This window comes from Nocardiopsis sp. SBT366, from assembly GCF_001083815.1.
GTDB lineage: Bacteria > Actinomycetota > Actinomycetes > Streptosporangiales > Streptosporangiaceae > Nocardiopsis > Nocardiopsis prasina.
The window spans coordinates 24,948-45,642 of sequence record NZ_LAVM01000048.1; the positions used below are offsets into that span (position 1 = coordinate 24,948).

At 70.5% G+C, this 20,695-nt stretch carries 20 protein-coding genes and 1 pseudogene; 11 read left to right on the plus strand and 10 right to left on the minus strand.

The window, feature by feature from the left end:
- Window positions 1-177: 177 nt before the first annotated feature.
- Both ADX84_RS15890 and ADX84_RS15895 read left to right on the plus strand, forming a co-directional pair.
- Window positions 178-786, plus strand: a complete 609-nt coding sequence (locus tag ADX84_RS15890) for a DUF4956 domain-containing protein (protein WP_049574796.1) — start codon at window positions 178-180, stop codon at window positions 784-786.
- Window positions 783-1,631 carry a polyphosphate polymerase domain-containing protein gene (locus tag ADX84_RS15895; RefSeq protein ID WP_234004008.1) on the plus strand — a complete coding sequence of 283 codons (849 nt, stop codon included), beginning with the start codon at window positions 783-785 and terminating at the stop codon, window positions 1,629-1,631. Before ADX84_RS15890 ends, ADX84_RS15895 begins: the two co-directional genes overlap by 4 nt.
- Before the next feature lie 229 nt (window positions 1,632-1,860).
- Here ADX84_RS15895 and ADX84_RS15900 read toward each other — a convergent pair whose 3' ends face one another.
- Window positions 1,861-3,810, minus strand: a complete 1,950-nt coding sequence (locus tag ADX84_RS15900; protein ID WP_049574725.1) for a heavy metal translocating P-type ATPase — start codon at window positions 3,808-3,810, stop codon at window positions 1,861-1,863.
- A 365-nt stretch (window positions 3,811-4,175) separates the two neighbouring features.
- Window positions 4,176-4,892 (minus strand): phosphatase PAP2 family protein, encoded by a 717-nt coding sequence (locus tag ADX84_RS15910; RefSeq protein WP_234004011.1) that lies wholly within the window; start codon window positions 4,890-4,892, stop codon window positions 4,176-4,178.
- A gap of 779 nt (window positions 4,893-5,671) precedes the next feature.
- On the opposite strand from ADX84_RS15910, the gene ADX84_RS15915 reads away from it, so the two are divergent.
- The 5 genes from ADX84_RS15915 (at window position 5,672) to ADX84_RS15935 (ending at window position 10,789) form a co-directional block, all read left to right on the plus strand.
- Window positions 5,672-6,349, plus strand: coding sequence for a GntR family transcriptional regulator (locus tag ADX84_RS15915; protein ID WP_049574737.1), 678 nt, complete (start codon window positions 5,672-5,674; stop codon window positions 6,347-6,349).
- Between the two features lie 512 nt (window positions 6,350-6,861).
- A complete protein-coding gene (gene pdhA, locus ADX84_RS15920; protein WP_049574745.1) occupies window positions 6,862-7,962 on the plus strand; it encodes a pyruvate dehydrogenase (acetyl-transferring) E1 component subunit alpha in 1,101 nt (366 codons plus the stop codon).
- Window positions 7,963-7,977: 15 nt separating this feature from the next.
- Window positions 7,978-8,991, plus strand: coding sequence for an alpha-ketoacid dehydrogenase subunit beta (locus ADX84_RS15925; RefSeq protein WP_049574749.1), 1,014 nt, complete (start codon window positions 7,978-7,980; stop codon window positions 8,989-8,991).
- 12 nt (window positions 8,992-9,003) lie between these two features.
- Window positions 9,004-10,266, plus strand: a complete 1,263-nt coding sequence (locus ADX84_RS15930; RefSeq protein WP_049574753.1) for a dihydrolipoamide acetyltransferase family protein — start codon at window positions 9,004-9,006, stop codon at window positions 10,264-10,266.
- A 136-nt stretch (window positions 10,267-10,402) separates the two neighbouring features.
- Entirely contained in the window at window positions 10,403-10,789 is a 387-nt protein-coding gene (locus ADX84_RS15935) for a DUF952 domain-containing protein (RefSeq protein WP_049574757.1), read from the plus strand.
- 123 nt (window positions 10,790-10,912) lie between these two features.
- On the opposite strand, the gene ADX84_RS15940 is transcribed toward ADX84_RS15935, so the two are convergent.
- A complete protein-coding gene (locus tag ADX84_RS15940; RefSeq protein WP_049574760.1) occupies window positions 10,913-11,293 on the minus strand; it encodes a PLD nuclease N-terminal domain-containing protein in 381 nt (126 codons plus the stop codon).
- A gap of 353 nt (window positions 11,294-11,646) precedes the next feature.
- Here ADX84_RS15940 and ADX84_RS15945 point away from each other — a divergent pair, with 353 nt between their 5' ends.
- Complete coding sequence (locus tag ADX84_RS15945) at window positions 11,647-12,369, plus strand: GntR family transcriptional regulator (RefSeq protein ID WP_049574765.1); 723 nt, start codon at window positions 11,647-11,649, stop codon at window positions 12,367-12,369.
- Between the two features lie 73 nt (window positions 12,370-12,442).
- On the opposite strand, the gene ADX84_RS15950 is transcribed toward ADX84_RS15945, so the two are convergent.
- From ADX84_RS15950 to ADX84_RS15970, 5 genes are all read right to left on the minus strand, one after another.
- On the minus strand, window positions 12,443-13,504 hold the full coding sequence (locus ADX84_RS15950; RefSeq protein WP_017545757.1) for an aspartate-semialdehyde dehydrogenase: 1,062 nt from the start codon (window positions 13,502-13,504) through the stop codon (window positions 12,443-12,445).
- Entirely contained in the window at window positions 13,501-14,772 is a 1,272-nt protein-coding gene (locus ADX84_RS15955) for an aspartate kinase (protein ID WP_082206536.1), read from the minus strand. The genes ADX84_RS15950 and ADX84_RS15955 overlap by 4 nt, the downstream gene beginning before the upstream one ends.
- 180 nt (window positions 14,773-14,952) lie before the next feature.
- Window positions 14,953-15,552, minus strand: coding sequence for a recombination mediator RecR (gene recR, locus ADX84_RS15960; protein ID WP_017545755.1), 600 nt, complete (start codon window positions 15,550-15,552; stop codon window positions 14,953-14,955).
- A 267-nt stretch (window positions 15,553-15,819) separates the two neighbouring features.
- Window positions 15,820-16,167, minus strand: a complete 348-nt coding sequence (locus ADX84_RS15965) for a YbaB/EbfC family nucleoid-associated protein (RefSeq protein ID WP_049574773.1) — start codon at window positions 16,165-16,167, stop codon at window positions 15,820-15,822.
- 46 nt (window positions 16,168-16,213) lie between these two features.
- A complete protein-coding gene (locus ADX84_RS15970; protein WP_082206538.1) occupies window positions 16,214-16,705 on the minus strand; it encodes a MerR family transcriptional regulator in 492 nt (163 codons plus the stop codon).
- Between the two features lie 80 nt (window positions 16,706-16,785).
- Between ADX84_RS15970 and ADX84_RS15975 the strand changes: the two genes are divergently transcribed.
- Window positions 16,786-17,907 (plus strand): alkene reductase, encoded by a 1,122-nt coding sequence (locus ADX84_RS15975; protein WP_049574775.1) that lies wholly within the window; start codon window positions 16,786-16,788, stop codon window positions 17,905-17,907.
- 133 nt (window positions 17,908-18,040) lie between these two features.
- Window positions 18,041-19,195 (plus strand): methyltransferase domain-containing protein, encoded by a 1,155-nt coding sequence (locus ADX84_RS15980; protein WP_049574779.1) that lies wholly within the window; start codon window positions 18,041-18,043, stop codon window positions 19,193-19,195.
- A 49-nt stretch (window positions 19,196-19,244) separates the two neighbouring features.
- On the opposite strand, the gene ADX84_RS15985 is transcribed toward ADX84_RS15980, so the two are convergent.
- Window positions 19,245-19,442 carry a DUF6243 family protein gene (locus ADX84_RS15985; protein WP_049574782.1) on the minus strand — a complete coding sequence of 66 codons (198 nt, stop codon included), beginning with the start codon at window positions 19,440-19,442 and terminating at the stop codon, window positions 19,245-19,247.
- Window positions 19,443-19,562: 120 nt separating this feature from the next.
- On the opposite strand from ADX84_RS15985, the gene ADX84_RS15990 reads away from it, so the two are divergent.
- Window positions 19,563-20,174, plus strand: coding sequence for a TetR/AcrR family transcriptional regulator (locus ADX84_RS15990; RefSeq protein WP_049574788.1), 612 nt, complete (start codon window positions 19,563-19,565; stop codon window positions 20,172-20,174).
- A gap of 8 nt (window positions 20,175-20,182) precedes the next feature.
- Here the strand turns inward: ADX84_RS15990 and ADX84_RS26375 are convergent.
- A pseudogene (locus ADX84_RS26375) lies at window positions 20,183-20,695 on the minus strand (DNA polymerase III subunit gamma/tau); the annotation flags it as partial.

Below are 20,695 nucleotides of genomic sequence, written 5' to 3' on the forward strand. Positions count from 1 at the left end.
CGGGGGCGACCGACCGGGCCGCCCCCGCGTCACCACCGGGTGACCAGGGGACCCAGGTGACCCGCGTGCGGGTGACCCGGGGTCCCCGCGTGACCCGGTGACGCATCCCGGCGAACATGAGGGTTCCCTCATGCGGGTCTCATGAACGCCTCACCGGCGCTGCCCACCATGGTCGACATGTTCTGGTTCGCTCTGGCGGTCGACCTGACCGCGATCACGGTGTTGTCCTACGTCCTCTACTTCCGCAGGCACGGCCGGCGGGACCTGGTGCTCGCCTACGTGGCGCTCAACGTCGGCATCTTCGCGGTCGTGTCGATGCTGACCCAGCAGGAGGTGGGCCTGGCGGTCGGCTTCGGGCTGTTCGGTGTGCTGTCGATCCTGCGGCTGCGCTCCGACCTGATCAGCCAGGGGGAGATCGGCTACTACTTCGTGGCGATCGCACTCGGCCTGGTGAACGCGGTGGCCGCCCCGGCGCCGTGGCTGATGCTGGGTCTGAACGCCCTGCTGCTGGGCTCCCTGTACGCCGCCGGTCACCCGAAGCTGCTGGCCCGCACCCAGCGGCGGATCATGACCCTGGACGTGGTGCACGAGGACCCGACGGCGCTCCGGCAGGACCTGGAGCGGCGGCTGCGCGGGCGGGTGCGGCACGTGGACGTCACGGAGGTGGACTACGTGCGCGACCTCATGGTGGTGGACGTGCGCTTCCAGGAGCCGAAGCCGACCGAGGTACCGGGACCGCCGACCGGGCGCCGCCAGGCCGCGACCGGCCCGTGGGGTGGGCGTTGAGACCTCTCCCCTCCCCCACTCCCGTTCTCTCCCCCGCACCCGGAAGCGCGGCCGCGGCCGAGCCGCTGAGCCTGCGCCCGGTGTCCCTGGCCGAGATCAACGAACGCGCCGCCCTGGTCACCCGCACCTGCCGCAAGTACCTGCTCCCCGCCGATCTGGTGCCCGCCCTGTTCGACGGGGCGGCGCGGGGGTTCGGGGTGCTGGAGATCGACGGCCGGACGTCCTTCCTGTACTCGTCCACCTACCTGGACACCCCGGATCTGCGGACCTTCCACGACCACCGGCAGGGGCGGCGGCTGCGCTACAAGGTGCGCACCCGTTCCTACGTGGACACCGGAACGACGATGTTCGAGGTGAAGCTGAAGGGCGCGCGCGGTATCACCGACAAGGTCCGCGTCGAACTGCCCCCGGGTTCGCCCGTCGACCGTCTGACCTGGCGGACCCGCGACTTCCTTGACCGCTCCCTGAGCCGCTGCCGTCTCGCGCCGCCGGACGTCCTGCTGCCCTCCGCGGTGACGGACTACCGGCGGACCACCGTCGTGGCCCTGTCCGGTGAGGAGCGGGTGACGGTGGACCGTGACCTGGTCGGTTACCGGGGCGACTGGGAGGTGCGGATGCGGCCGGACCTGGTGCTGTTGGAGGTGAAGACCCGGGGCGGGCTGACCGCGACGGAGCGAAGGCTGCACGCGCTCGGGATCCGTGAGGCCCGGTTCAGCAAATACGCCGCCGCGCTGGCCGCGCTCGAACCGGCCCTCAGGGGCAACCGCTGGCACCGGGCGATGGGCCACTGCATGGACTACCCGGCCCCCGTACGGCGCCGCGAGGAGGCGCTGACGGGCGACTGACCAGCTCCGGTTGTTTCACGTGAAACATCCGGAGCCCGCTTGGGCAGCCGCTCCGGCCAGAGAAGGAGGCGGCCGCCGCCCCGTAACCGGTCGGGGCGGCGGCCTGGCTCCGTGGGCCCTCTCCCGCTACAAGAGGGAGTCCACGGCACTCACAATGGTGACACCCGGTCCCCCGCAGGTCCAGACGGCGAAGGTCCTCTCTTGTCGCTCCTGGCGCGCCGGGCCCGGGTCAGTCGGCGGGTCGCAGGTCCAGCCTCCGGAGCAGCTGGGCGTTGAGCGCCACGATGATCGTGGACAGGCTCATCAGCACCGCGCCCACCGCGGGTGCGAGCACGATGCCGACCGGTGCCAGCACTCCCGCGGCCAACGGGACCGCCGCGACGTTGTACCCGGCGGCCCAGACCAGGTTCTGGACCATCTTCCGGTAGCCCGCCCGCGACAGCCTCCGGACGGACAGCACGCCTCGCGGGTCGTCGGAGGCCAGCACCACACCGGCGGACTCGATGGCCACGTCGGTCCCGGCGCCGATGGCGATGCCCACGTCCGCGCGGGCCAGGGCCGGGGCGTCGTTCACCCCGTCACCGACCATGGCGACCCGGTGGCCCCTGTCCTGGAGGTCGCGGACCACGGCGTCCTTCTGGTCCGGCAGCACCTGCGCGAACACCTCGTCCAGACCGAGTTCAGTGGCGACGGCGTCGGCGACATTGCGGGCGTCACCGGTCACCATGGCCACGCGTACCCCCTGCTCCTGGAGCCGTCTGACAGCCGACGCGGACTCGGGGCGGACCTCGTCGGCCAGGGAGAGCGCCCCGACCACGGACCCGTCCACCACGAGGTGGAGGACGGTGGCTCCGCGGTCGCGCCAGAACCCGGTGCGTTCGGCGAGGTCGGCGGGTTCCGTGACGCCCAGGGAGTCCAGGAGCGCGGGACCGCCCACGTGGGCCTCGGTCCCGTCCACGACGGCCCGCACTCCGTGTCCGGTGAGGGAACGGAAGTCCGTGGCCTCGGGCACCGGCCCCGCCTCCTCGGCGGCCCGGACGATCGCCCTGGCCAGCGGGTGTTCGGAGTCGGCCTCGACCGCCCCGGCCAGGGCCAGGACCCGTTCGGCGGTCCACCCGTCGACGGCGTCGGCGTCACCGACCGCCGGGGCGCCCCTGGTCAGGGTCCCGGTCTTGTCGAAGAGCACGGTGTCCACCAGCCGCGTGCGCTCCAAGGCCAGCCGGTCCTTGACCAGGACGCCGTTGCGCGCCGACAGGGTCGTGGAGATCGCGATGACCAGCGGGATGGCCAACCCCAGGGCGTGGGGACAGGCGATGACCAGCACCGTGACGGTGCGTTCGACCGCCTGGCTGCCCTCGCCGAGGACCAGTCCCCACACGACCGCGGTGACCACGGCCGCCGCGAGGGCGAACCAGAACAGCAGCGCGGCCGCGCGGTCGGCCAGCGCCTGGGACCGCGACCCGGATTCCTGGGCCTCGCTGACCAGGCGCTGGATACCGGCGAGGGTGGTGTCGTCACCGACCGCGTCCACCCGGACCCGTAGGGCGGAGTCGGTGGCGACCGTCCCCGCGACCACCCTGTCGTTCTCTGTGCGGGTGACGGTGCGGGACTCACCGGTGATCATGGACTCGTCCACGGCGGCGGAGCCCCGGACCACGGTGCCGTCTGCGGGGACCCGCCCACCGGAGCGGACCAGGACGGTGTCACCGGCGCGGAGTTCGGCGGCGGGGACCTCCTCGACACCGCCGTCGGGACCGACCCGTTCGGCGCGGTCCGGCAGCAGGGCGGCCAGGGCCTCCAGCGCCCCGGAGGCCTGCCCGAGTGCGCGCATCTCCAGCCAGTGGCCGAGGAGCATCACCACGACCAGCAGGACCAGCTCCCACCAGAAGTCGAGCTCCATGCCGACCACCCCGAAGGTGGCCAGGAGGCTGGCTCCGAAGGCCACGGTGATCGCCATCGCGACCAGCGTCATCATCCCCGGCCTGCGGTCGCGCAGCTCGCCGGGGACCCCGGCGAGGAACGGCCACCCGCCGTAGAGGAACACGACGGTACCCAGGAGCGGAGGCACCCAGGTGAGGGCGTCGGGGACCTGGTACCCGAGCCACCCGGAGACCATGTGGCTGGTGAGGACCACGGGAACGCTCAGGAGGAGGCTCCACCAGAACCGGGTGCGGAACATCGCGGCGTGGTCCCCGTGCCCGCCATGACCCTCGTGGCCGCCGTGGCCCTCGTGCCCGCCATGGCTACCGTGCCCGCCGTGACCCTCGTGGCCAGCGTTTCCACTGTGACCTCCGAGGCCCGTGTGTCCCTCCTGCGTGTGACCTTCCCCGTCACCATGTTGACCCATCGTCATGTCGACCCCTCTCCAGCTCCGACCCTGCACGTCCGGGACCGCCGGACCACGCAAGCGCGCCCCGCTCGCGCGTCCCCCACCGACGAATATACCCCTAAGGGGTATCCTGAACCGGGCCGGACCACGAAGAACACCCGCCGAGCGTCTCGACGGGTGTTCTCTGCGGGGGTCCTCTCGGGGGCGGTGGGGTCCTAGGAGGCGGTCTCGGTCTCCCTGCCGTACCAGGGCCACCACTGCACGGTGTGGCCGTGCGGGATCATCCGGTCCAGGCGGATCGTGAGCCTCAGCGCGAACCCGCCCGCGATCATCCCGGCCAACAGGTCCGTGAACCAGTGGAAGTGCAGGTAGATCGAGACGGTCGACTGGAGGAGCGCGATGCCCACGATGCAGTAGGCCAACCGCCGGATGATGTGGGGCCGGGCCGCACCGAACCTGATGATGAGGAAGAGCACCAGGCCGTAGATGAGGATCGCGTTGGCGCCGTGCCCGGAGGGGAAGGCGACGTTACCGGCACCCGCGAAGAAGTCGGGGTCGTAGTACTTGGCGTGGCCCCGGTTGAACAGCAGCTTCATCACGGAGACCAGGGACATCATCCCGAAGACGCCGCCCGCCCCGAGGATGATCGGCCGCCAGCTGCGGTGCCAGTAGGCCAGCTGGAGCGTGGTCACGCCCAGGACCGGCAGGGCCACGTAACGGGAGGCCACGTTGTCCGGCCAGAAGATCAGCGGCTCACGCAGCGTGTCCCAGTAGGGGCGGGGCAGCTCGTTGAGGAGGTTGTCGACCGGATGCAGCGGCCCCGCGGCCAGCATCGTCATGACGATGAGCGCCACGAAGAGCATGATCGCGATGCGGTCGGAGGCCAGACCCCACGCGATCTCGCTCACACTCGGCCAACGGACCGCGCGCACGACGGGCGGCCCCGGCGCGAGCTCCTTGCTCGGCACCACGGGGATCGGGCCGCTGTAGGGTCCGGGATCCGGCTTGCGCCGCTCCGGTTCGTGTGGCGTTGTCGACTGTCTGGACCCCACGTGCCGGGTCCGCGAAGGTTGCGTCATGTGCTCAGTGCTGTCTCACACGTCGTGGGCTGCCTGTGGCACTGCTTGAGGCGTGGGGGACGGGCTAGCCGCGGTTGTTGGGACTGATCCTGACGTCCCCGGGGGCCGACACGGAGTGTTGGTGGCGTACCGGGGGTTCACCCCTTACACCCCGTTCGACGGTCGAACCTTCGGACTGGTTCACGGTGGTCGTGACCGGCCGCCGGACAGGCTCGACGTCCAGGGAACGGAACTGGTCGACAGTGGCGTCTGTGTGGGCGCTCGTTACCGCAGTTGCTTCGGTCAGCGCAGGTCAGGGCGCTCTCGTCGGGCCATCACCGTGACGTGGGTAACTCTCCGTACGGCTTTGGGTGGTTATTGCCAACATGCGAGCCTACCCGGACCGTTGCCCTCGTTGGTGGTTTCCCGGGCCAAGTGTGACCCTTCCACCTCGGACTTTGCCGGAAGCCCACGTCGGCGACCGGTGCGCTTCACCAGCACGCGACCGGTTCGTGAGGGTTCCGTTAGCGCTTCGAGGCCGACCGTCCGGCGGACACGTGCGCGTGTGGCACCCTTCAAGGAGCTTGTCAGACGCTGGAGTGTGTCGGCACGTGTGCTGGTCGCGCACGGGTCGGAAGACGGAAGGGCCCTGGATGGTCGACCTCCCACAGTTGCCGGACGATCCCTCGAAACTGGCCCGCGAACCACTGAGGGAGCAGATCCGGCAGGTACTGGTCGAGGGTCTGCTGTCCGGGCGGTGGCAGCCCGGCGAGCGCATCGTGGAACGCAGGATCGCCACGGAGCTGAAGGTCAGCCAGGCACCGGTACGTGAGGCGCTCCGCGAGCTGGAGACACTGCGGCTCATCGAGACCGTGCCGAACAAGGGGGCCAGGGTCAGGGCCTTCGGGGTCCAGGACATGGCGGAGATCTACCCCGTCCGCGCCGGTCTAGAGCTGGTCGCCGCACAGTTGGCCGCGCCGCGTCTGGCCGAGGACCCCTTCGTGCTGGAACGCGAGGTGGAGGCGCTCCAGCGCGCCACCGCCGAGGGCAACGTCACCGAGCAGATCCGCCACAGCGTGGAGTTCCACCGCGAGGTCGTGCGGGCCGCGGACAACAGTGTGCTGCTGCACACCTGGGAGTCCCTGGGAGTCGAGGTGTGGACGGCGCTGTCGGTGCGCTGGCTCAACATGGAGCTGCACGCCAAGGCCGCCGACCACGCGCAGATCACACGGGCCTTCCGCGAGGGCGACCCCGCCGTGGGGCAGATGCTCAGCGACCACGTCATGAACTACGTGGAGGCGGCGCTGCGGACCCACGAGGGCAGCCGCTAGGCACGTTCCGGAGCCCCGGCCCGGGGGGTTCCCGCACCGCTCTTCTTCCTTCCCACCTGGGCGGCTCCTGTCGCCACCTGGCGGTTTGCACCGAACTTCGCGTTTCTGTCCTAAAGTTGTATTGATCGATCATCGATCAGACCGTAGAGTGTGCGCGACGCACGTCACACCACACACGCGCGTGCCCCCTGGTGGCACGGGGTTGTTCATCCGGCCGGTGAACGAACTCGGCCGACCTCCCGGCGGATGCTTACCGCACCCCAGACCGGGAAGCAATGCCGTCAAGGGTCGCGGCGCGACAACTGCACACGCGACCCGATTCGCTTCGCGTCCGCACCCGGGCCCCGCCAGGCCCGACCGGACGCGCCCCGCAACAGCCACAGTGTCGTCGCCGATGAGCCCGGCGGCGGCACGCGCCGGGACCACGCCTGACAGCGGGGTCCGGGCCGGCCGCGTCATCCGACCCACAGGACGGTAGCCGCGCGGCCTCCGCGCACGTAGAAAGGCACACCATGGCTGACACGGCCAAGCCGAAGGGCGGCACCGCCCGGGCCTCCGCGTCCCGACGCCGGAACCGGAAGGACACCGGCATCGGCAACGAGAAGCCGGAGACCCTCCTCGACTACTACCGCCAGATGCTCTTCATCCGACGCTTCGAGGAGCGCACCGGACAGGCCTACACCCAGGCCCGCATCGGCGGTTACTGCCACCTGAACCTCGGTGAGGAAGCCACCGTCGTCGGTCTGATGACCGCCCTCCAGGAGCGCGACTACCTGTTCACGAACTACCGTGACCACGGGTACGCGATCGGCAAGGGCATGGACCCCAAGCGGGTCATGGCCGAGCTCTACGGACGCGTCGACGGCGTGTCCAAGGGCTGGGGCGGCTCCATGCACATGTACGACACCGAGACCCGCATGCTCGGCGGCTACGGCATCGTCGGCGGTCAGCTCCCCCTGGCCACCGGTGCGGCGCTCGCCGTCACCTACCGCGGCGGCGACGAGGTCGTCATGTGCCAGATGGGCGACGGCACCACCAACATCGGCGCCTGGCACGAGTCCCTCAACATCGCCAAGCTGTGGAACCTGCCGGTCGTCTTCGTGGTGATCAACAACTTCACCGGCATGGGCACGACCGTGGAGATGTCCTCCGCCGAGCCCGAGCTGTACAAGCGCGGCGCCGCCTTCCGCATCGAGGGCGAGCGCGTCGACGGCCGTGACGTCCTGGCCGTCCGCGACACCGCCTCCCGCCTGGTCGAGCGCGCCCGCGAGGAGCAGACCCCGTTCCTGCTGGAGGCCTGGAGCTACCGGCAGAAGGGCCACTCCGTCGTGGACCCGGCCAAGTACCGCACCGACGAGCAGCGTGAGCTGGCCCGCGCCGATGACAACGACCCCATCGCGATCTTCGACGCCCAGCTGACCAGGGCCGGTGTCCTCACCGACGACCTGCGCGACGAGATCGCCGCCTCGGTCAAGGCCGAGGTGGCCGAGGCCGCCGACTTCGCGGAGAACAGCCCGAAGCCGGACGTGTCCACGCTCTTCGACTACACCTACGCCACCCCGGTGCCGAACGAGTCGCGGCGTATGCCCGCCGACCCGGTGTTCGCGGAATAGGAAGGAACCACTCACATGTCCGTGATCACCTACCGCCAGGCCCTGCGCGACACCCTTCGCGCCGAGATGGTGCGTGACGAGAACGTCCTCGTGATCGGCGAGGAGATCGGCGTCTTCGAGGGCTCCTACAAGATCACCGAGGGGCTCCTCAAGGAGTTCGGCCCCCGTCGGGTCAAGGACACCCCGATCGCCGAGGAGGGCTTCGTCGGCGCGGCCGTCGGCGCCGCCATGCTGGGCCTGCGCCCGGTCGTGGAGCTCATGACGATCAACTTCTCGCTGATCGCCATCGACCAGATCATCAACCACGCCGCCAAGATTTACGGGATGTTCGGCGGTCAGACCAGCGTCCCCCTGGTCATCCGCACCCCCGGTGGCGGCGGCCAGCAGCTCGGCGCGACGCACTCGCAGAACATCGAGCTGTTCTACTCCTTCATCCCCGGCCTCAAGGTGATGGCTCCCAGCACCCCGGCCGAGGCCTCCTCGATGCTGCGCGCCGCGATCCGCGACGACGACCCGGTCCTTTTCCTGGAGAACCTGGGCCTGTACAACTCCAAGGGTGAGGTGCCCGAGGACTACGCGGAGCCGAAGAACGACAACATCGCCACCATCGGCCGTGCCGCCGTGACCCGCAAGGGCAGCGACATCACGCTGATCGGCTACTCCCGGATGGCCACCGTCGCCACCCAGGTCGCCGAGAAGCTGGCCGAGGAGGACATCAGCGTCGAGGTCGTGGACCTGCGCAGCCTGCGCCCCCTCGACCGTCAGACCTTCGTGGACTCGGTCAAGAAGACCGGCGCCGCGGTGATCTGTGAGGACGACTGGCTCACCTACGGCATCGGCGCGGAGATCGCCGCGTCGATCCAGGAGGGGGCCTTCGACTACCTGGACGCCCCGGTGCGCCGGGTGGCCATGGCCGAGGTTCCGATGCCGTACGCCAAGCCGCTGGAGACCGCCGCCCTGCCGTCGGTCGAGTCGATCAGCACCGCGATCAAGGAAACCCTGAGCGCCGTCGGCAAACGGGTCGGGTAGAGGGAGTAGTCAATGAGCGAGATCCACATGCCGCGCCTCTCCGACACCATGGAGGAGGGCGTCATCTCCACCTGGGTCAAGAAGGTGGGGGACAAGGTCGCCTCCGGTGACGTGCTGGTCGAGATCGAGACCGACAAGGCCGTCATGGAGTTCGAGGCCTACGAGGACGGGTTCCTCGTCAAGCAGAACGTCTCCGAGGGCGACACCGTGCCGATCGGTGAGGTCATCGGTTTCATCGCCGACTCGCCGGACGCGGTGCCCGAGGAGACGGCCGCGCCCGCCGCCCCGGCCTCCGAGGCAGCCGAGGAGCCGAAGGAGGAGGCGAAGCCGGAGCAGTCCGCCGAGCCCGCCCCCGCCGCCGAGTCCACCGGTGAGCGCCCCCGGACCTCCCCGCTGGCCCGCAGGCTGGCCAAGGAGTACGGCCTGGACATCACGAGGATCCAGGGTTCCGGTCCCAAGGGCCGGATCGTGCACGCCGACATCGAGGCCGCAGCCAAGGACGGTTCCGCCGCCCAGGACTCCCAGGCCCCCGCCGCGAGCGCCCCCGCGCCCGCTGCCCAGGCCGCCCCGGCCCAGGACGACGTCCGGGGTTCCGAGGAGGTCAAGACGAGCAACGTGCGCAAGGTGATCGCGCGCCGTCTGACCGAGAGCAAGCAGACGGTCCCGCACTTCTACCTGCGCCGTACGATCGACGCCGAGGCCCTCAAGGCCTTCCGCGGCCAGATCAACCAGCAGCTGTCCAACACGGGCGTGAAGGTCAGCTTCAACGACCTGATCGTGAAGGCCTGCGCCACCGCGCTCAAGCTGCACCCGGAGGTCAACACCTCCTGGATCAACGACACCCTGGTCCAGCACCACCGGGTCAACGTCGGCGTGGCCGTCGCCGTGGACGCCGGGCTGGTCGTGCCGGTGCTGCACGACACCGACAAGGCCACCCTGTCCGAGATCTCCACGCGTACGCGTGAGCTCGCGGGCAAGGCCCGGGACAACAAGCTGAAGCCGCAGGAGATGAGCGGCGGTACGTTCAGCGTGTCCAACCTGGGCATGTTCGGTATCGACAGCTTCTCCGCCGTGATCAACCCGCCGGAGGCCGCCATCCTCGCGGTCGGCGCGATGCGTCCGGAGGCCGTGGTCGTGGACGGTGAGGTGGCCGTGCGCAACCGCATCGCCCTGGAGCTCTCCGTCGACCACCGCGCGGTGGACGGTGCCGTGGGCGCCGCCTACCTCAAGGAGCTCGCCGAGATCCTGGAAGAGCCCATGCGGATCATCCTGTAACAGCCCGTACGCGACGCCCCGGCCCGGGACCCCGGCCGGGGCGTCCGTCGTTCCCGGGGCCAAGGCCACGGAACCCGGCGTGACCGGGAACCCCTGGTCCCTGCTTCGCCGGGGATGACGCGGTAGCGTCCGCTGCATGGCTCATGTACTGCACCTGACCGAACTCTCACGCTGGCGCGCCGGCGGGGACGTCGAGGCCGACTCCCTGGGCACCGAGGGGTTCCTGCACGCCTCACCGGACGAGGCCACCATGCTGGCGGTGGCCAACGCCTTCTACTCCGCCCCGGAGGAGGCGCTGGTCGTGCTGGTGGTGAACACCGACAAGGCCGCTGCCGAGGTGCGGTGGGAGGCCGCCGCGCCCGCCCCACCGCCCGGTGTCAGAGCGGACGTGCTCTTTCCCCACGTGTACGGGCCGATCCCCCGCCCAGCGGTGACCGGGCTGCGCCGCCTGGTCCGGGACCCGCAGGGCCGGTACACGGCCCTGGAGACCGTGATGGAGCCCGGCCCCTGCTTCCAGGGCTGACCCCACGTCGATGTGTCGACATGGGAACTTGTCCACAGCCTGTGGACAACGCCTCCGCTCGGCCGGACGCGAAGGGGCCCCGGCGTGGAGGTTCTCCACGACCCGGGGCCCCTTCGGTCGTACTCAGGCGTGGCCGAGGCCGGTCTGGTCGGGCGGGATGTCGCTGTGCTGCCCGACGCTCCCCGCGACGGTGTGCCGCGCCCTGCCCTTGTCGATGCCGAGGAAGCGGTTGAGATGCCCCTTCTTGCCGACCACGAACCAGGCGACCGCTCCGAACAGCGGGAACCACAGGATGAAGATGACCCACAGGAGCTTCCCCCCGCCGGTGGTGTCGCCGTTGGCCAGCGTCGAGATGATCGCGGCGATCACCAGCACGGCGATCGCGAGGAAGACGAGAAGGATGAGGACACCGGTGATGCCGCTCATCCAGGCGAAGGTGCGCTCGCCGCTGTCCATCTGCGACAGGCTCACTCGATCGGCGAGCTCCGACAGGTTCGTGATCATGACTCCCCCAGGCAAGAAGTGACTGTCTAGTTACATAGCGTAGTATTCTGCGGCGGCCCGTCACGTACATTCCGACGTTTTCCGGCGTTTCCTCACATCAGCCAACGCACCTCCGATACCGTCGTCCCGGCGGTCCCGTGGCCGACTACTTTCGGGTAGCGCCCCCCACCAGGCCTCCCCGCTGCTTTACTGGAACCATGGGCGAGCTACGGCGAACTGGCAGGTCCACTCCCTCCCTCCGGCCCGGGTCCGGCACCGGCGACGGTGACCACACGGCCACCCGAGACCACCGACCCGCGCTTCTGGCCAGAGCCATCCCTCCGACCAGGGGCGCGACAGAGGTCGGGTGAGCGGTGTCCAGGCAACCTCGCTACCTGTGGCTGGCCGACCAGCTCCGTGAACCGATCCTCAACGGCGAGATCTCCCCGGGCAGCCGCCTTCCCTCCCGCACCCGACTGGCCCGCTCCTACCGGGTCAGCGAACAGATCTCCCGCACCGCGTTGCGCCTTCTGGTCACCGAGGGCCTGGTCGAGGCCCGACCCGGCTCGGGGTACTTCGTCCGGACCGTCCCGGAGACCTTCCGGCTCTCCCGGACGGACGCCACCTCCGGCTCCGGCCTGGGCCAGCTCAACCGGGAACGCGTCAGCACCGAACAGGAACGGTGCACCGCCCCGCTGAGCACCAGACTCCGACTCCGCGACGGCGACCCCGTGTACCGCACCACCGCGCGGGGGCTCTCCTCCGAGCGGCCGGTCACCCTGCACCGCTCCTGGGAACCGGCGATCCTCACCGCCGGAACCCTGCGCACCCCCTTCGACGCCACGGAGGTCAACACGCTGGAGCGGCTGGGCGCCGCGGGGTTCCCCGTGGACCGGGTCGTGGAGGAGGTCGGGGTCCGTGCCCTGCGCGACTCCGAGGCGGCCCTCCTGGACTCCGCCCCCGGGGTCGCGGTCCTGGTCGTCGAACGCACCCACTACTGCGGTGAACGTCCCGTCGAGACCTCCGACCTCATCGGCTCGGTCGAGCAGTGTCGACTTCTCTACAAGTTGTCACTGGCCCGCCCCCGGCGCCGGTAGCCGGACACGACCGAGGGCGGTGGCCCGCCCCTTCCGTGGAAGGGAGCGGACCACCGCCCTCGGTGCCCGGGCTCTAGGCCTGGGTGAACTCCTTGGCGACGACCTCGGCGATCTGCGCGGTGTTCAGCGCGGCGCCCTTGCGCAGGTTGTCCCCGCACAGGAAGAGGTCGAGCGACTTCGGGTCGTCGATCGACTGCCGGATACGGCCCACCCAGGTCGGGTCGGTGCCCACGACGTCGTTCGGGGTCGGGAACTCGCCCTTGGCGGGGTCGTCCAGGACCTGGACGCCCTCGGCGCCAGCCAGCAGCTTGCGGGCGTCGTCGGCGGCGACCTCGCTGTCGAAGGTCGCGTGCACCACCAGCGAGTGCGTGGTGATGACCGGCACGCGCACGCAGGTCGCGGAGACCTTCAGGTCCGGCAGCCCCAGGATCTTGCGGGACTCGTTGCGGACCTTCAGCTCCTCCGAGGACCAGCCGTCGTCCTTGAGCGAACCCGCCCACGGCACGACGTTGTAGGCCAGCGGCGCAGGGAAGGGGCCGAGCTCGTCGACGGCCGAGCGCATGTCGCCCGCGCTGTCACCGAGGGTGCGGTCCCCGCCCGCCTTGGCCATCTGGTCGCGCAGGACGTCGATGCCCTCCTGGCCAGCGCCGGAAGCGGCCTGGTAGGAGGAGACCACCAGCTCCTTGACGCCGTAGGTGCGGTGCAGGGCACCGATCGCCACGATCATCGACAGGGTGGTGCAGTTCGGGTTCGAGATGACGCCGCGCGGACGGTTGCGCACCTGGTCCGCGTTGACCTCGGGAACCACCAGCGGGACGTCGGGGTCCAGACGGAAGGCGCCGGAGTTGTCGACGGCCACCGCGCCACGGGCGGCGGCGATCGGCGCCCACTCCTTGGACACCTCGTCCGGCACGTCGAACATGGCGACGTCGACGCCGTCGAAGACCTCGGGGGCCAGCGCCTGCACGACGACGTCCTCGCCGCGCACGCTCAGGACCTTGCCCGCGCTGCGCGCCGAGGCGACCAGACGGATCTCGCCCCACACGTTCTCACGCTGGGTGAGGATGTCGAGCATGACGGTGCCGACGGCGCCGGTCGCGCCGACGATGGCCAGGGTGGGAAGACGGTTGCTCATCGGCCGGTACCTCCGTAGACGACAGCCTCGACCTGGTCGGCGTCGAGCTGGAACTCACTGTGCGCGGCCTGGACCGCCGCGTCGACCTGGTCCTCCTCGACGATGACCGAGATGCGGATCTCCGAGGTGGAGATCATCTCGACGTTGGTGCCGGAGGAGGCGATCGCGTCGAAGAAGCGCGCGGTGACGCCCGGGTACGAGCGCATGCCCGCACCGATCAGCGACACCTTGCCGATCTTGTCGTCGTAGCGAAGGGAGGCGTAGCCGACCTGCTCCTGGACCTTCTTCAGGGCACCGACCGCCTCCTTGCCGAAGTCCTTGGGGACGGTGAACGAGATGTCCGTGCGGGAGGTCGAGACCGCCGACACGTTCTGCACGATCATGTCGATGTTGATCTCGGCGTCCGCGAGCGACTTGAAGATCGTCGCGGCCTCACCGACCTTGTCGGGGACGCCGACGACGGTGATCTTGGCTTCGCTCCGGTCGTGGGAGACCCCGGAGATGATCGGCTGTTCCATGCCTTCGCTTTCCTCGACTTCCGAGACGATCCACGTCCCGGGCTTCTGGCTGAACGACGAACGGACGTGCAGGGGAATGTTGTACTGGCGCGCGTACTCGACGCAGCGCAGGTGCAGGATCTTCGTGCCGCTGGCGGCCATCTCCAGCATCTCCTCATAGGAGATCTGCGGGATGCGCTGCGCGGAGGGAACGACGCGCGGGTCGGCGGTGAACACGCCGTCCACGTCGCTGTAGATCTCGCAGGCGTCGGCGTTGAGCGCGCCAGCGAGAGCGACGGCGGTGGTGTCGGAACCGCCGCGGCCCAGGGAGGTGATGTCCTTGGTGTCCTGGGAGACGCCCTGGAACCCGGCCACGATGCAGATCGCGCCCTCGCCGATGGCCTCCTGGATACGGCCGGGGGTCACGTCGATGATCTTGGCGTTGCCGTGCAACGACGTCGTGATGACCCCGGCCTGGGAGCCGGTGAAGGAACGGGCCTCGTAGCCCAGGTTCTCGATGGCCATCGCCACGAGGGCCATCGACATGCGCTCACCCGCGGTGACGAGCATGTCGAGCTCGCGAGCGGGGGGCATCGGGGAGACCTGTTCGGCCAGGTCCAGCAGTTCGTCGGTCGTGTCGCCCATGGCCGAGACCACGACCACGACGTCATGTCCCGCCTTTTTCTGAGCCACGATCCTTTGGGCTACTCGCTTGATGGCTTCCGCGTCAGCCACGGAAGACCCACCGTACTTCTGCACGATTAGGGCCACGATCGATGCTCCTGAGGAGTTGGGATCAAGACAATTAACAATGGAGTGTAGCTAGCGACGACCATGGCACCCCGTCCGACCTGCGGCGGGGAGGGCGTGGCGTCTTGACACACCGGCGATCGGGTTACCCGCCAGAGCGGAGGTTACTCATATTTCAGCCCGATTACGGCGAAGTGTGAGCTAGAACTCCAGGCTGCGGCGGCCCTCGAAGGCGCGCCCGAGGGTGACCTCGTCGGCGTACTCGAGGTCGCCGCCGACGGGGAGCCCGCTGGCCAGTCGGGTGACTTTCAGGCCCATGGGTTTGACCAGCCGCGCCAGGTAGGTCGCGGTGGCCTCCCCTTCCAGGTTCGGGTCGGTCGCCAGGATCAGCTCGGTGACCTGACCGTCGGCCAGGCGGGTCATGAGCTCCTTGACCCGGAGGTCGTCGGGGCCCACGCCCTCGATGGGGCTGATGGCGCCGCCGAGCACGTGGTAGCGCCCACGGAACTCACGGGTGCGTTCGATGGCGACGACGTCCTTGGACTCCTCGACGACGCAGATGACTGCGAGATCGCGGCGGGCGTCACGGCAGATACGGCACTCGGTCTCTTCGGCGACGTTGCCGCAGATCGAGCAGAAGCGAACCCGCTCCTTGACCTCGACGAGTGCGTTGACCAGGCGTTTCACGTCCGCGTGTTCGGCGGACAGCAGGTGGAAGGCGATCCGTTGCGCGCTCTTCGGACCGACGCCGGGCAGTCGCCCCAGCTCGTCGATCAGATTCTGTACCGCGCCCTCGTACATGCCTACCCACTCGGTCGGAACCGGGCAGGGGCCCGGTGGGGCCACTCCTGCCCCTCCCCCCACCGTATCGGGGGGTGGTGACCTCTCGCGCCCGTCTCCCTGTCGCGTTGGAGCGCGTCCCTGAAAAGGGGGCGCGGGCCGCCGCCCGCGGTGTCCGACGGGGCACCGGAGCGGCGGCGCGGTGACCGCGAGGGTTCTCCGGGAACCCCGGGGTTCCCGGAGGGCGCCTGACGGGCACCCGGCGGGTGCCCGTCGGGCGCGGGGTTCCTAGAAGCCGGGGATGCCGGGCATGCCGCCGGGCATCCCGCCGCCGCCCAGGCCCTCGGCCAGCGGCCCCATCTTCTCCTGCTGGAGGCGCTCCACCTGGGCCTCGGCGTCACGGATGGCCGCCAGGACCAGGTCCGCCACGGTCTGCGCGGTCTCCTCCGCGTCGGTGGGGTCCACCGCCTTGGGGTCGACGGTGATGTCCTCGACCTGACCCCGCCCGCTCAGCTTGACCTTGACCAGGCCGCCGCCCGAGGTACCCACGACCTCGGCCTCCTCCAGGGCCTGCTGGGCCTGTGCCAGTTGCTGCTGCATCTGCTGGGCCTGCTGGAGCAGGGCCTGCATGTCCATTCCGCCAGGGTTCACGGCCGTCTCCTCGCCACACACATGGTGCTGTTCATAGCTTCGTGTCACTTGCCTGTGAGGGTAACCGGTCCGGCCGGGGCGTCCCGGCCACTCCCGACGGACGCCCGGCCCAGCGCACCGGTCCCCCGTGGCGGGCTCCGGGCGCCACGGATCCGTCCGCGCGGTCTGCGGGTGAGGAGACGCGGGCGTTCTCGATGACCTGGTCCAGGGCCTCGCGGGTGCGTTCGAGTCCTCGGATCGCCCCGGTCACCCGGTCGCGTTCGGCCGTGAGCCAGTCAAGGAGGTCCGGTGCCGGTTCGCCGCGCTCCCGCGCGTACACGCAGGGCAGGAGTTCGCGGATGGTGTCGGTGGTGAGCCCGGCCCCGAGCAGGCACTGGACGCGGTCCACCCGTTCCACGGCGTCCTCGCCGTACTCGCGGTGGCCACCGGCGGTGCGCTCCGAGGCGAGCAGCCCCCGTTCCTCGTAGTAGCGCAGCGACCGGGGACTCACCCCGCTCCGCGCGGACAGTTCTCCGATGCGCACGAACGCCTCCCGCCCTCGGCCTGTGACCCTGGCCACGAACCCTTGAACCTCACATGGGTGTCAGATTCTACGCTCCTGCCATGGACACGACGAGGAACCACGGTCAGCCCCTGCTGGACACCTACGAACTCGGGACGCTGCGCCTGCCCAACCGGGTGGTCATGGCCCCGATGACCCGCCTGCGCGCCGACCGGGACGGGGTGCCCGGCGCGCTCATGGCCACCTACTACGCGCAGCGCGCCGGCGCGGGCCTGATCGTCTCCGAGGGGATCGCGCCCAGCGTCGAGGGACAGCAGTACCTCACCGAGCCCGGCCTGTACTCGGAGGCGCAGGTCGATGGGTGGCGACGGGTCACCGACGCCGTGCACGCCGAGGGCGGACGCATCTTCGCCCAGATCATGCACGCGGGCCGGGGCGCACACCCCGCCAACCGCCCCGACGGAGGGACCCCCGTGGCCCCCTCGGTCGTTCCGCGAACCGACCCCGTCCACACGCTGGACGGCAAGGTCTCCCCCGTCGCCCCGCGCGAGCTGACCCTCCGGGAGATCGCCGCAACCGTGGCGGACTACGCGGACGCCGCGCGCGCGGCCGTGCGGGCCGGGTTCGACGGGGTCGAGATCCACGGGGCCAACGGCTACCTGCCGCACCAGTTCCTCGCCGACAACACCAACCGCCGCACGGACGCCTACGGCGACGGGACCGCGGGACGGATCCGGTTCCCCGTGGAGGTCACCGAGGCGGTTGCGGACGCCGTCGGTGCTGACCGGGTGGGGCTGCGGCTCTCCCCCGGCAACCGGCAGTTCGAGATGGTGGAGCGCGAACCGGCCCCGGTCTACCGGGAACTGCTGCGCCAGGTGGCGCCGCTCGGCCTCGCCTACCTGCACGTCACGGACGATCCCGCCCACCCCGCGCTGGCCGAGGCGCGACGGGACTGGCAGGGCACGCTGGTGGGCAACACCGGCGAACACCGGGCGACCACCCAGGAGGGCGCCGCCGCGCTGATCGCCGGAGGACACGCCGACCTCGTCTCGGTGGGCCGCCCCTACATCTCCAACCCGGACGTGGTCGAACGGCTCGCGGCCGGGGTCCCGTGGTCCGTGATCAGGGAGAAGGACTTCCACTACGCGTCCGGGCCCAGGGGCTACGTGGACTACCCCCGGCACGACCGGGACAAGGCGCACTTGGTCGCACCGTTGACCTGATTTCACCAGGCAGAAGAGCGAAGAGTAGCGCAAGTGTCACCCTGGGTTGAAAGGATGTTCGACGGGGGTTCGGCCGCTCCGGCGGCCGTGCCCCGACCGAGAACAGCCGGACCACCAGGGGACTGAGGACGTGTTGACCGCCAGAGAGCGCAACTCGGCTCTGATCGAGGCGATAATCGCGGACGGCACGCTGACCGACGCCGCACTCGTCGACGCCTTCCGTTCCGTGCCCCGCCACCTGTTCATCCCCGAGCACGGCGCGCTCACCTCGAGCGGCGGTGCCCTGAACGCCGCGGGGAACCCGGACCGCTGGCTGGCCGCCGTCTACGCGGACGACGCCATCGTCACCAGGATCGAGGGCCCGGAGGTGACGAGGCGGCGCGGAGGCGACCGGGACCCCGCCACCTCGTACAGCTCCGCGCCCACGGTGCTCGCCCGCATGCTGGAGCTGGCCCGGCTCGCGAACGGGCAGCGGGTGCTGGAGGTCGGCACCGGGACGGGGTGGAACACGGCGCTGCTCGCGCACCGGCTCGGCGACGGCGCGGTCACCTCGGTGGAGATCGACGATCGACTGCTGGGCGCCGCGCGGTCGGCGCTCCACGACACGAGCCTGTCCCCGGACACGCGCCTGGCCGACGGGTACGACGGGTTCGCGGAGGCGGCGCCCTTCGACCGGATCGTCAGTGCGTGCGGGGTGCGCCGCGTGCCGGACGCCTGGCTCGACCAGCTCACCGACGACGGTCTGATCGTGTGCCCGTGGGGGCGGTTGGAGAGCGCCGGGGTGCTCATGCGCCTCGAGAGGACGGAGGCGGGCGGGTCCGGCGCGGTGGGCCGGTTCCACGGCGGCGTGGGGTTCGTACCCCTGCGCACCCCGGGCTCGGCGCCCCCGCCCGTGCGGGACGCCGGTCAGCAGCCGGACGAGTACCGGCTCACCCAGACCGACCCCGTCACCCCGATGCTGGACTTCGCCTCGGCCTTCGCCCTCTCGGTGATGGTCCCCGACTGGCGGATGCGGCGGCGGTGGATCGGTACGGGTTCGGGCATGTGGCTCTGCGATTCCCGAGGTGACTCGTGGGTGCGGGTCTACCCCTACGGCACCGCGTGGATGATCGAGCAGGGCGGCCCCAGGAGCATCTGGGACGAGGTGGAGGAGGCCCTGGCCGCGTGGTCCGGCCTGGGAGAACCCGACCCGGACCGGTTCGGCCTGGTGGTGGGCTCCGACGGGGAGCAGCGGGTGTGGCTGGACGACCCCGAGGGAAGGTCCTGGCCGGTCGGGTCACCGGGCTGAGACGGGGTCGGCCCCCCGCTGTTCCCGGCGGGGGGCCGACGCCCTGCGGTCACGACTGACCTTCGGTGTCCCCGGTCTCCGGAGCGGTGTGCTTCTCACGGAGTCTGCGCAGGAGGTCCTGCTTCCGCTCGCGCGCGGCGTCGCTGGGCCCGCCCTTGGTTCCGCCCTTGCCGCCACGGAGCGTGGAACGGGAGACGGTGGTGCGCTGACCACCCATCCCGAGGAGGTTGTCACTGTTCTTGGCCATGCCGTTGACTCCTCTCGTCGCAGACAGGCGAGACGAGTCGTCTCGTCTTCGCTGTCACGTCTGATGCTACCCGCAGCAAGACGATACGTCTCGTCATTTTGGAGCGGTTACCGTGGAGACATGGCCGACAACACCGATGAACAGAACCGACGGGCCCCGGACCCCCGCCGCCGCAGCCAACGCGCGCAGAACGCCATCGTCGACGCCGCCGAGGAGCTGCTGGGTGAGGTCGGTTACTCCAGACTCACCATGGAGGCCATCGCCGCCCGCGCCCGTGTGGGCAAACAGACCATCTACCGCTGGTGGCCGTCCAAGGCCGCCGTCGTCTTCGAGGTCTTCACCCGGCTGACCGGGGCCGAGGCCGGGCGACCGCTGCCCGACACCGGCGACCTGGACGCCGACCTCAAGACCGTACTCCGCGCCACCACGGACGAGTTCAACGACCCCGCGATGGACCGGACCACCCGGGCCTTCACGGCCGAGGTCCAGCACGACGAGGAGTTCGCGCGGGCCGTCACCGAACAGCTCGTACGGCCCAACAGCGAGGCGCTCAAGGACCGGCTGCGCTCCGGACAGGCGGCGGGGCAGCTCGCCCCGGACGCCGACCTCGACCTCGCCGTGGAGATGCTCAACGGCCCGGTGAACCACCGGTGGCTGCTGCGCACCGCGCCGATCACCCACGAGTTCGTGGACCGGCTGGTGGAGGCGGTCCTGCGCGGACTGCGCCCCTGACCTGCCGGTTATCCCGCCGCGCCGTGCTCGATCTCCTCGAGCAGCTTGCCGCCGAGCTCGGTCTCGATGAGCCCGGCGCCGCCGCCCGCCGGTCCCGAACCGGCCGCAGGACCCGACCCGGCCGCAGGACCCGACCCGGCCGCAGGACCCGAACCCGTGCCCGGACCGGCCGCGGTGGCACCCTGGGGCCGACTCGGAGCGGTGGCTCCGGAGCCACCGGACGCCGGGGGGCCCGGCTCGGGCGCCTTCGGCTCCGGAGTGCTCCGCGCGGGCCGACCGAATCCGCCGTCGTCGGGCGGCGGCGCGGAGGCACCGTCCTCGTAGGGGTCGGGCGGCGGTTCCTGGAGCCCGGTGACGATGCGGTCCGGGGACGGCCCAGCGGGGCTCGCCGCCGCCTCGGGACGCGGGGGCTCCGGCGCGGGAGCCGGTTCGGGCCGCGCGGCCGGCGCGTCCCAGCCCTCGGGCTCACCGGCGGCGGCCTGCGGTGCGGGAGCCGGGGCGGGTTCGGGGCGACGCTGGGG

Excerpts from the sequence above, each read along its gene's own strand:
- ADX84_RS15890 (WP_049574796.1), top strand. The coding sequence starts at position 178 with ATGTTCTGGTTCGCTCTGGCGGTCGACCTGACCGCGATCACGGTGTTG.
- ADX84_RS15900 (WP_049574725.1), bottom strand. The coding sequence starts at position 3,810 with ATGTTCCGCACCCGGTTCTGGTGGAGCCTCCTCCTGAGCGTTCCCGTG.
- ADX84_RS15915 (WP_049574737.1), top strand. The coding sequence starts at position 5,672 with ATGGTCGACCTCCCACAGTTGCCGGACGATCCCTCGAAACTGGCCCGC.
- pdhA (WP_049574745.1), top strand. The coding sequence starts at position 6,862 with ATGGCTGACACGGCCAAGCCGAAGGGCGGCACCGCCCGGGCCTCCGCG.
- ADX84_RS15925 (WP_049574749.1), top strand. The coding sequence starts at position 7,978 with ATGTCCGTGATCACCTACCGCCAGGCCCTGCGCGACACCCTTCGCGCC.
- ADX84_RS15930 (WP_049574753.1), top strand. The coding sequence starts at position 9,004 with ATGAGCGAGATCCACATGCCGCGCCTCTCCGACACCATGGAGGAGGGC.
- ADX84_RS15935 (WP_049574757.1), top strand. The coding sequence starts at position 10,403 with ATGGCTCATGTACTGCACCTGACCGAACTCTCACGCTGGCGCGCCGGC.
- ADX84_RS15940 (WP_049574760.1), bottom strand. The coding sequence starts at position 11,293 with ATGATCACGAACCTGTCGGAGCTCGCCGATCGAGTGAGCCTGTCGCAG.
- ADX84_RS15950 (WP_017545757.1), bottom strand. The coding sequence starts at position 13,504 with ATGAGCAACCGTCTTCCCACCCTGGCCATCGTCGGCGCGACCGGCGCC.
- recR (WP_017545755.1), bottom strand. The coding sequence starts at position 15,552 with ATGTACGAGGGCGCGGTACAGAATCTGATCGACGAGCTGGGGCGACTG.
- ADX84_RS15965 (WP_049574773.1), bottom strand. The coding sequence starts at position 16,167 with ATGGACATGCAGGCCCTGCTCCAGCAGGCCCAGCAGATGCAGCAGCAA.
- ADX84_RS15975 (WP_049574775.1), top strand. The coding sequence starts at position 16,786 with ATGGACACGACGAGGAACCACGGTCAGCCCCTGCTGGACACCTACGAA.
- ADX84_RS15985 (WP_049574782.1), bottom strand. The coding sequence starts at position 19,442 with ATGGCCAAGAACAGTGACAACCTCCTCGGGATGGGTGGTCAGCGCACC.
- ADX84_RS15990 (WP_049574788.1), top strand. The coding sequence starts at position 19,563 with ATGGCCGACAACACCGATGAACAGAACCGACGGGCCCCGGACCCCCGC.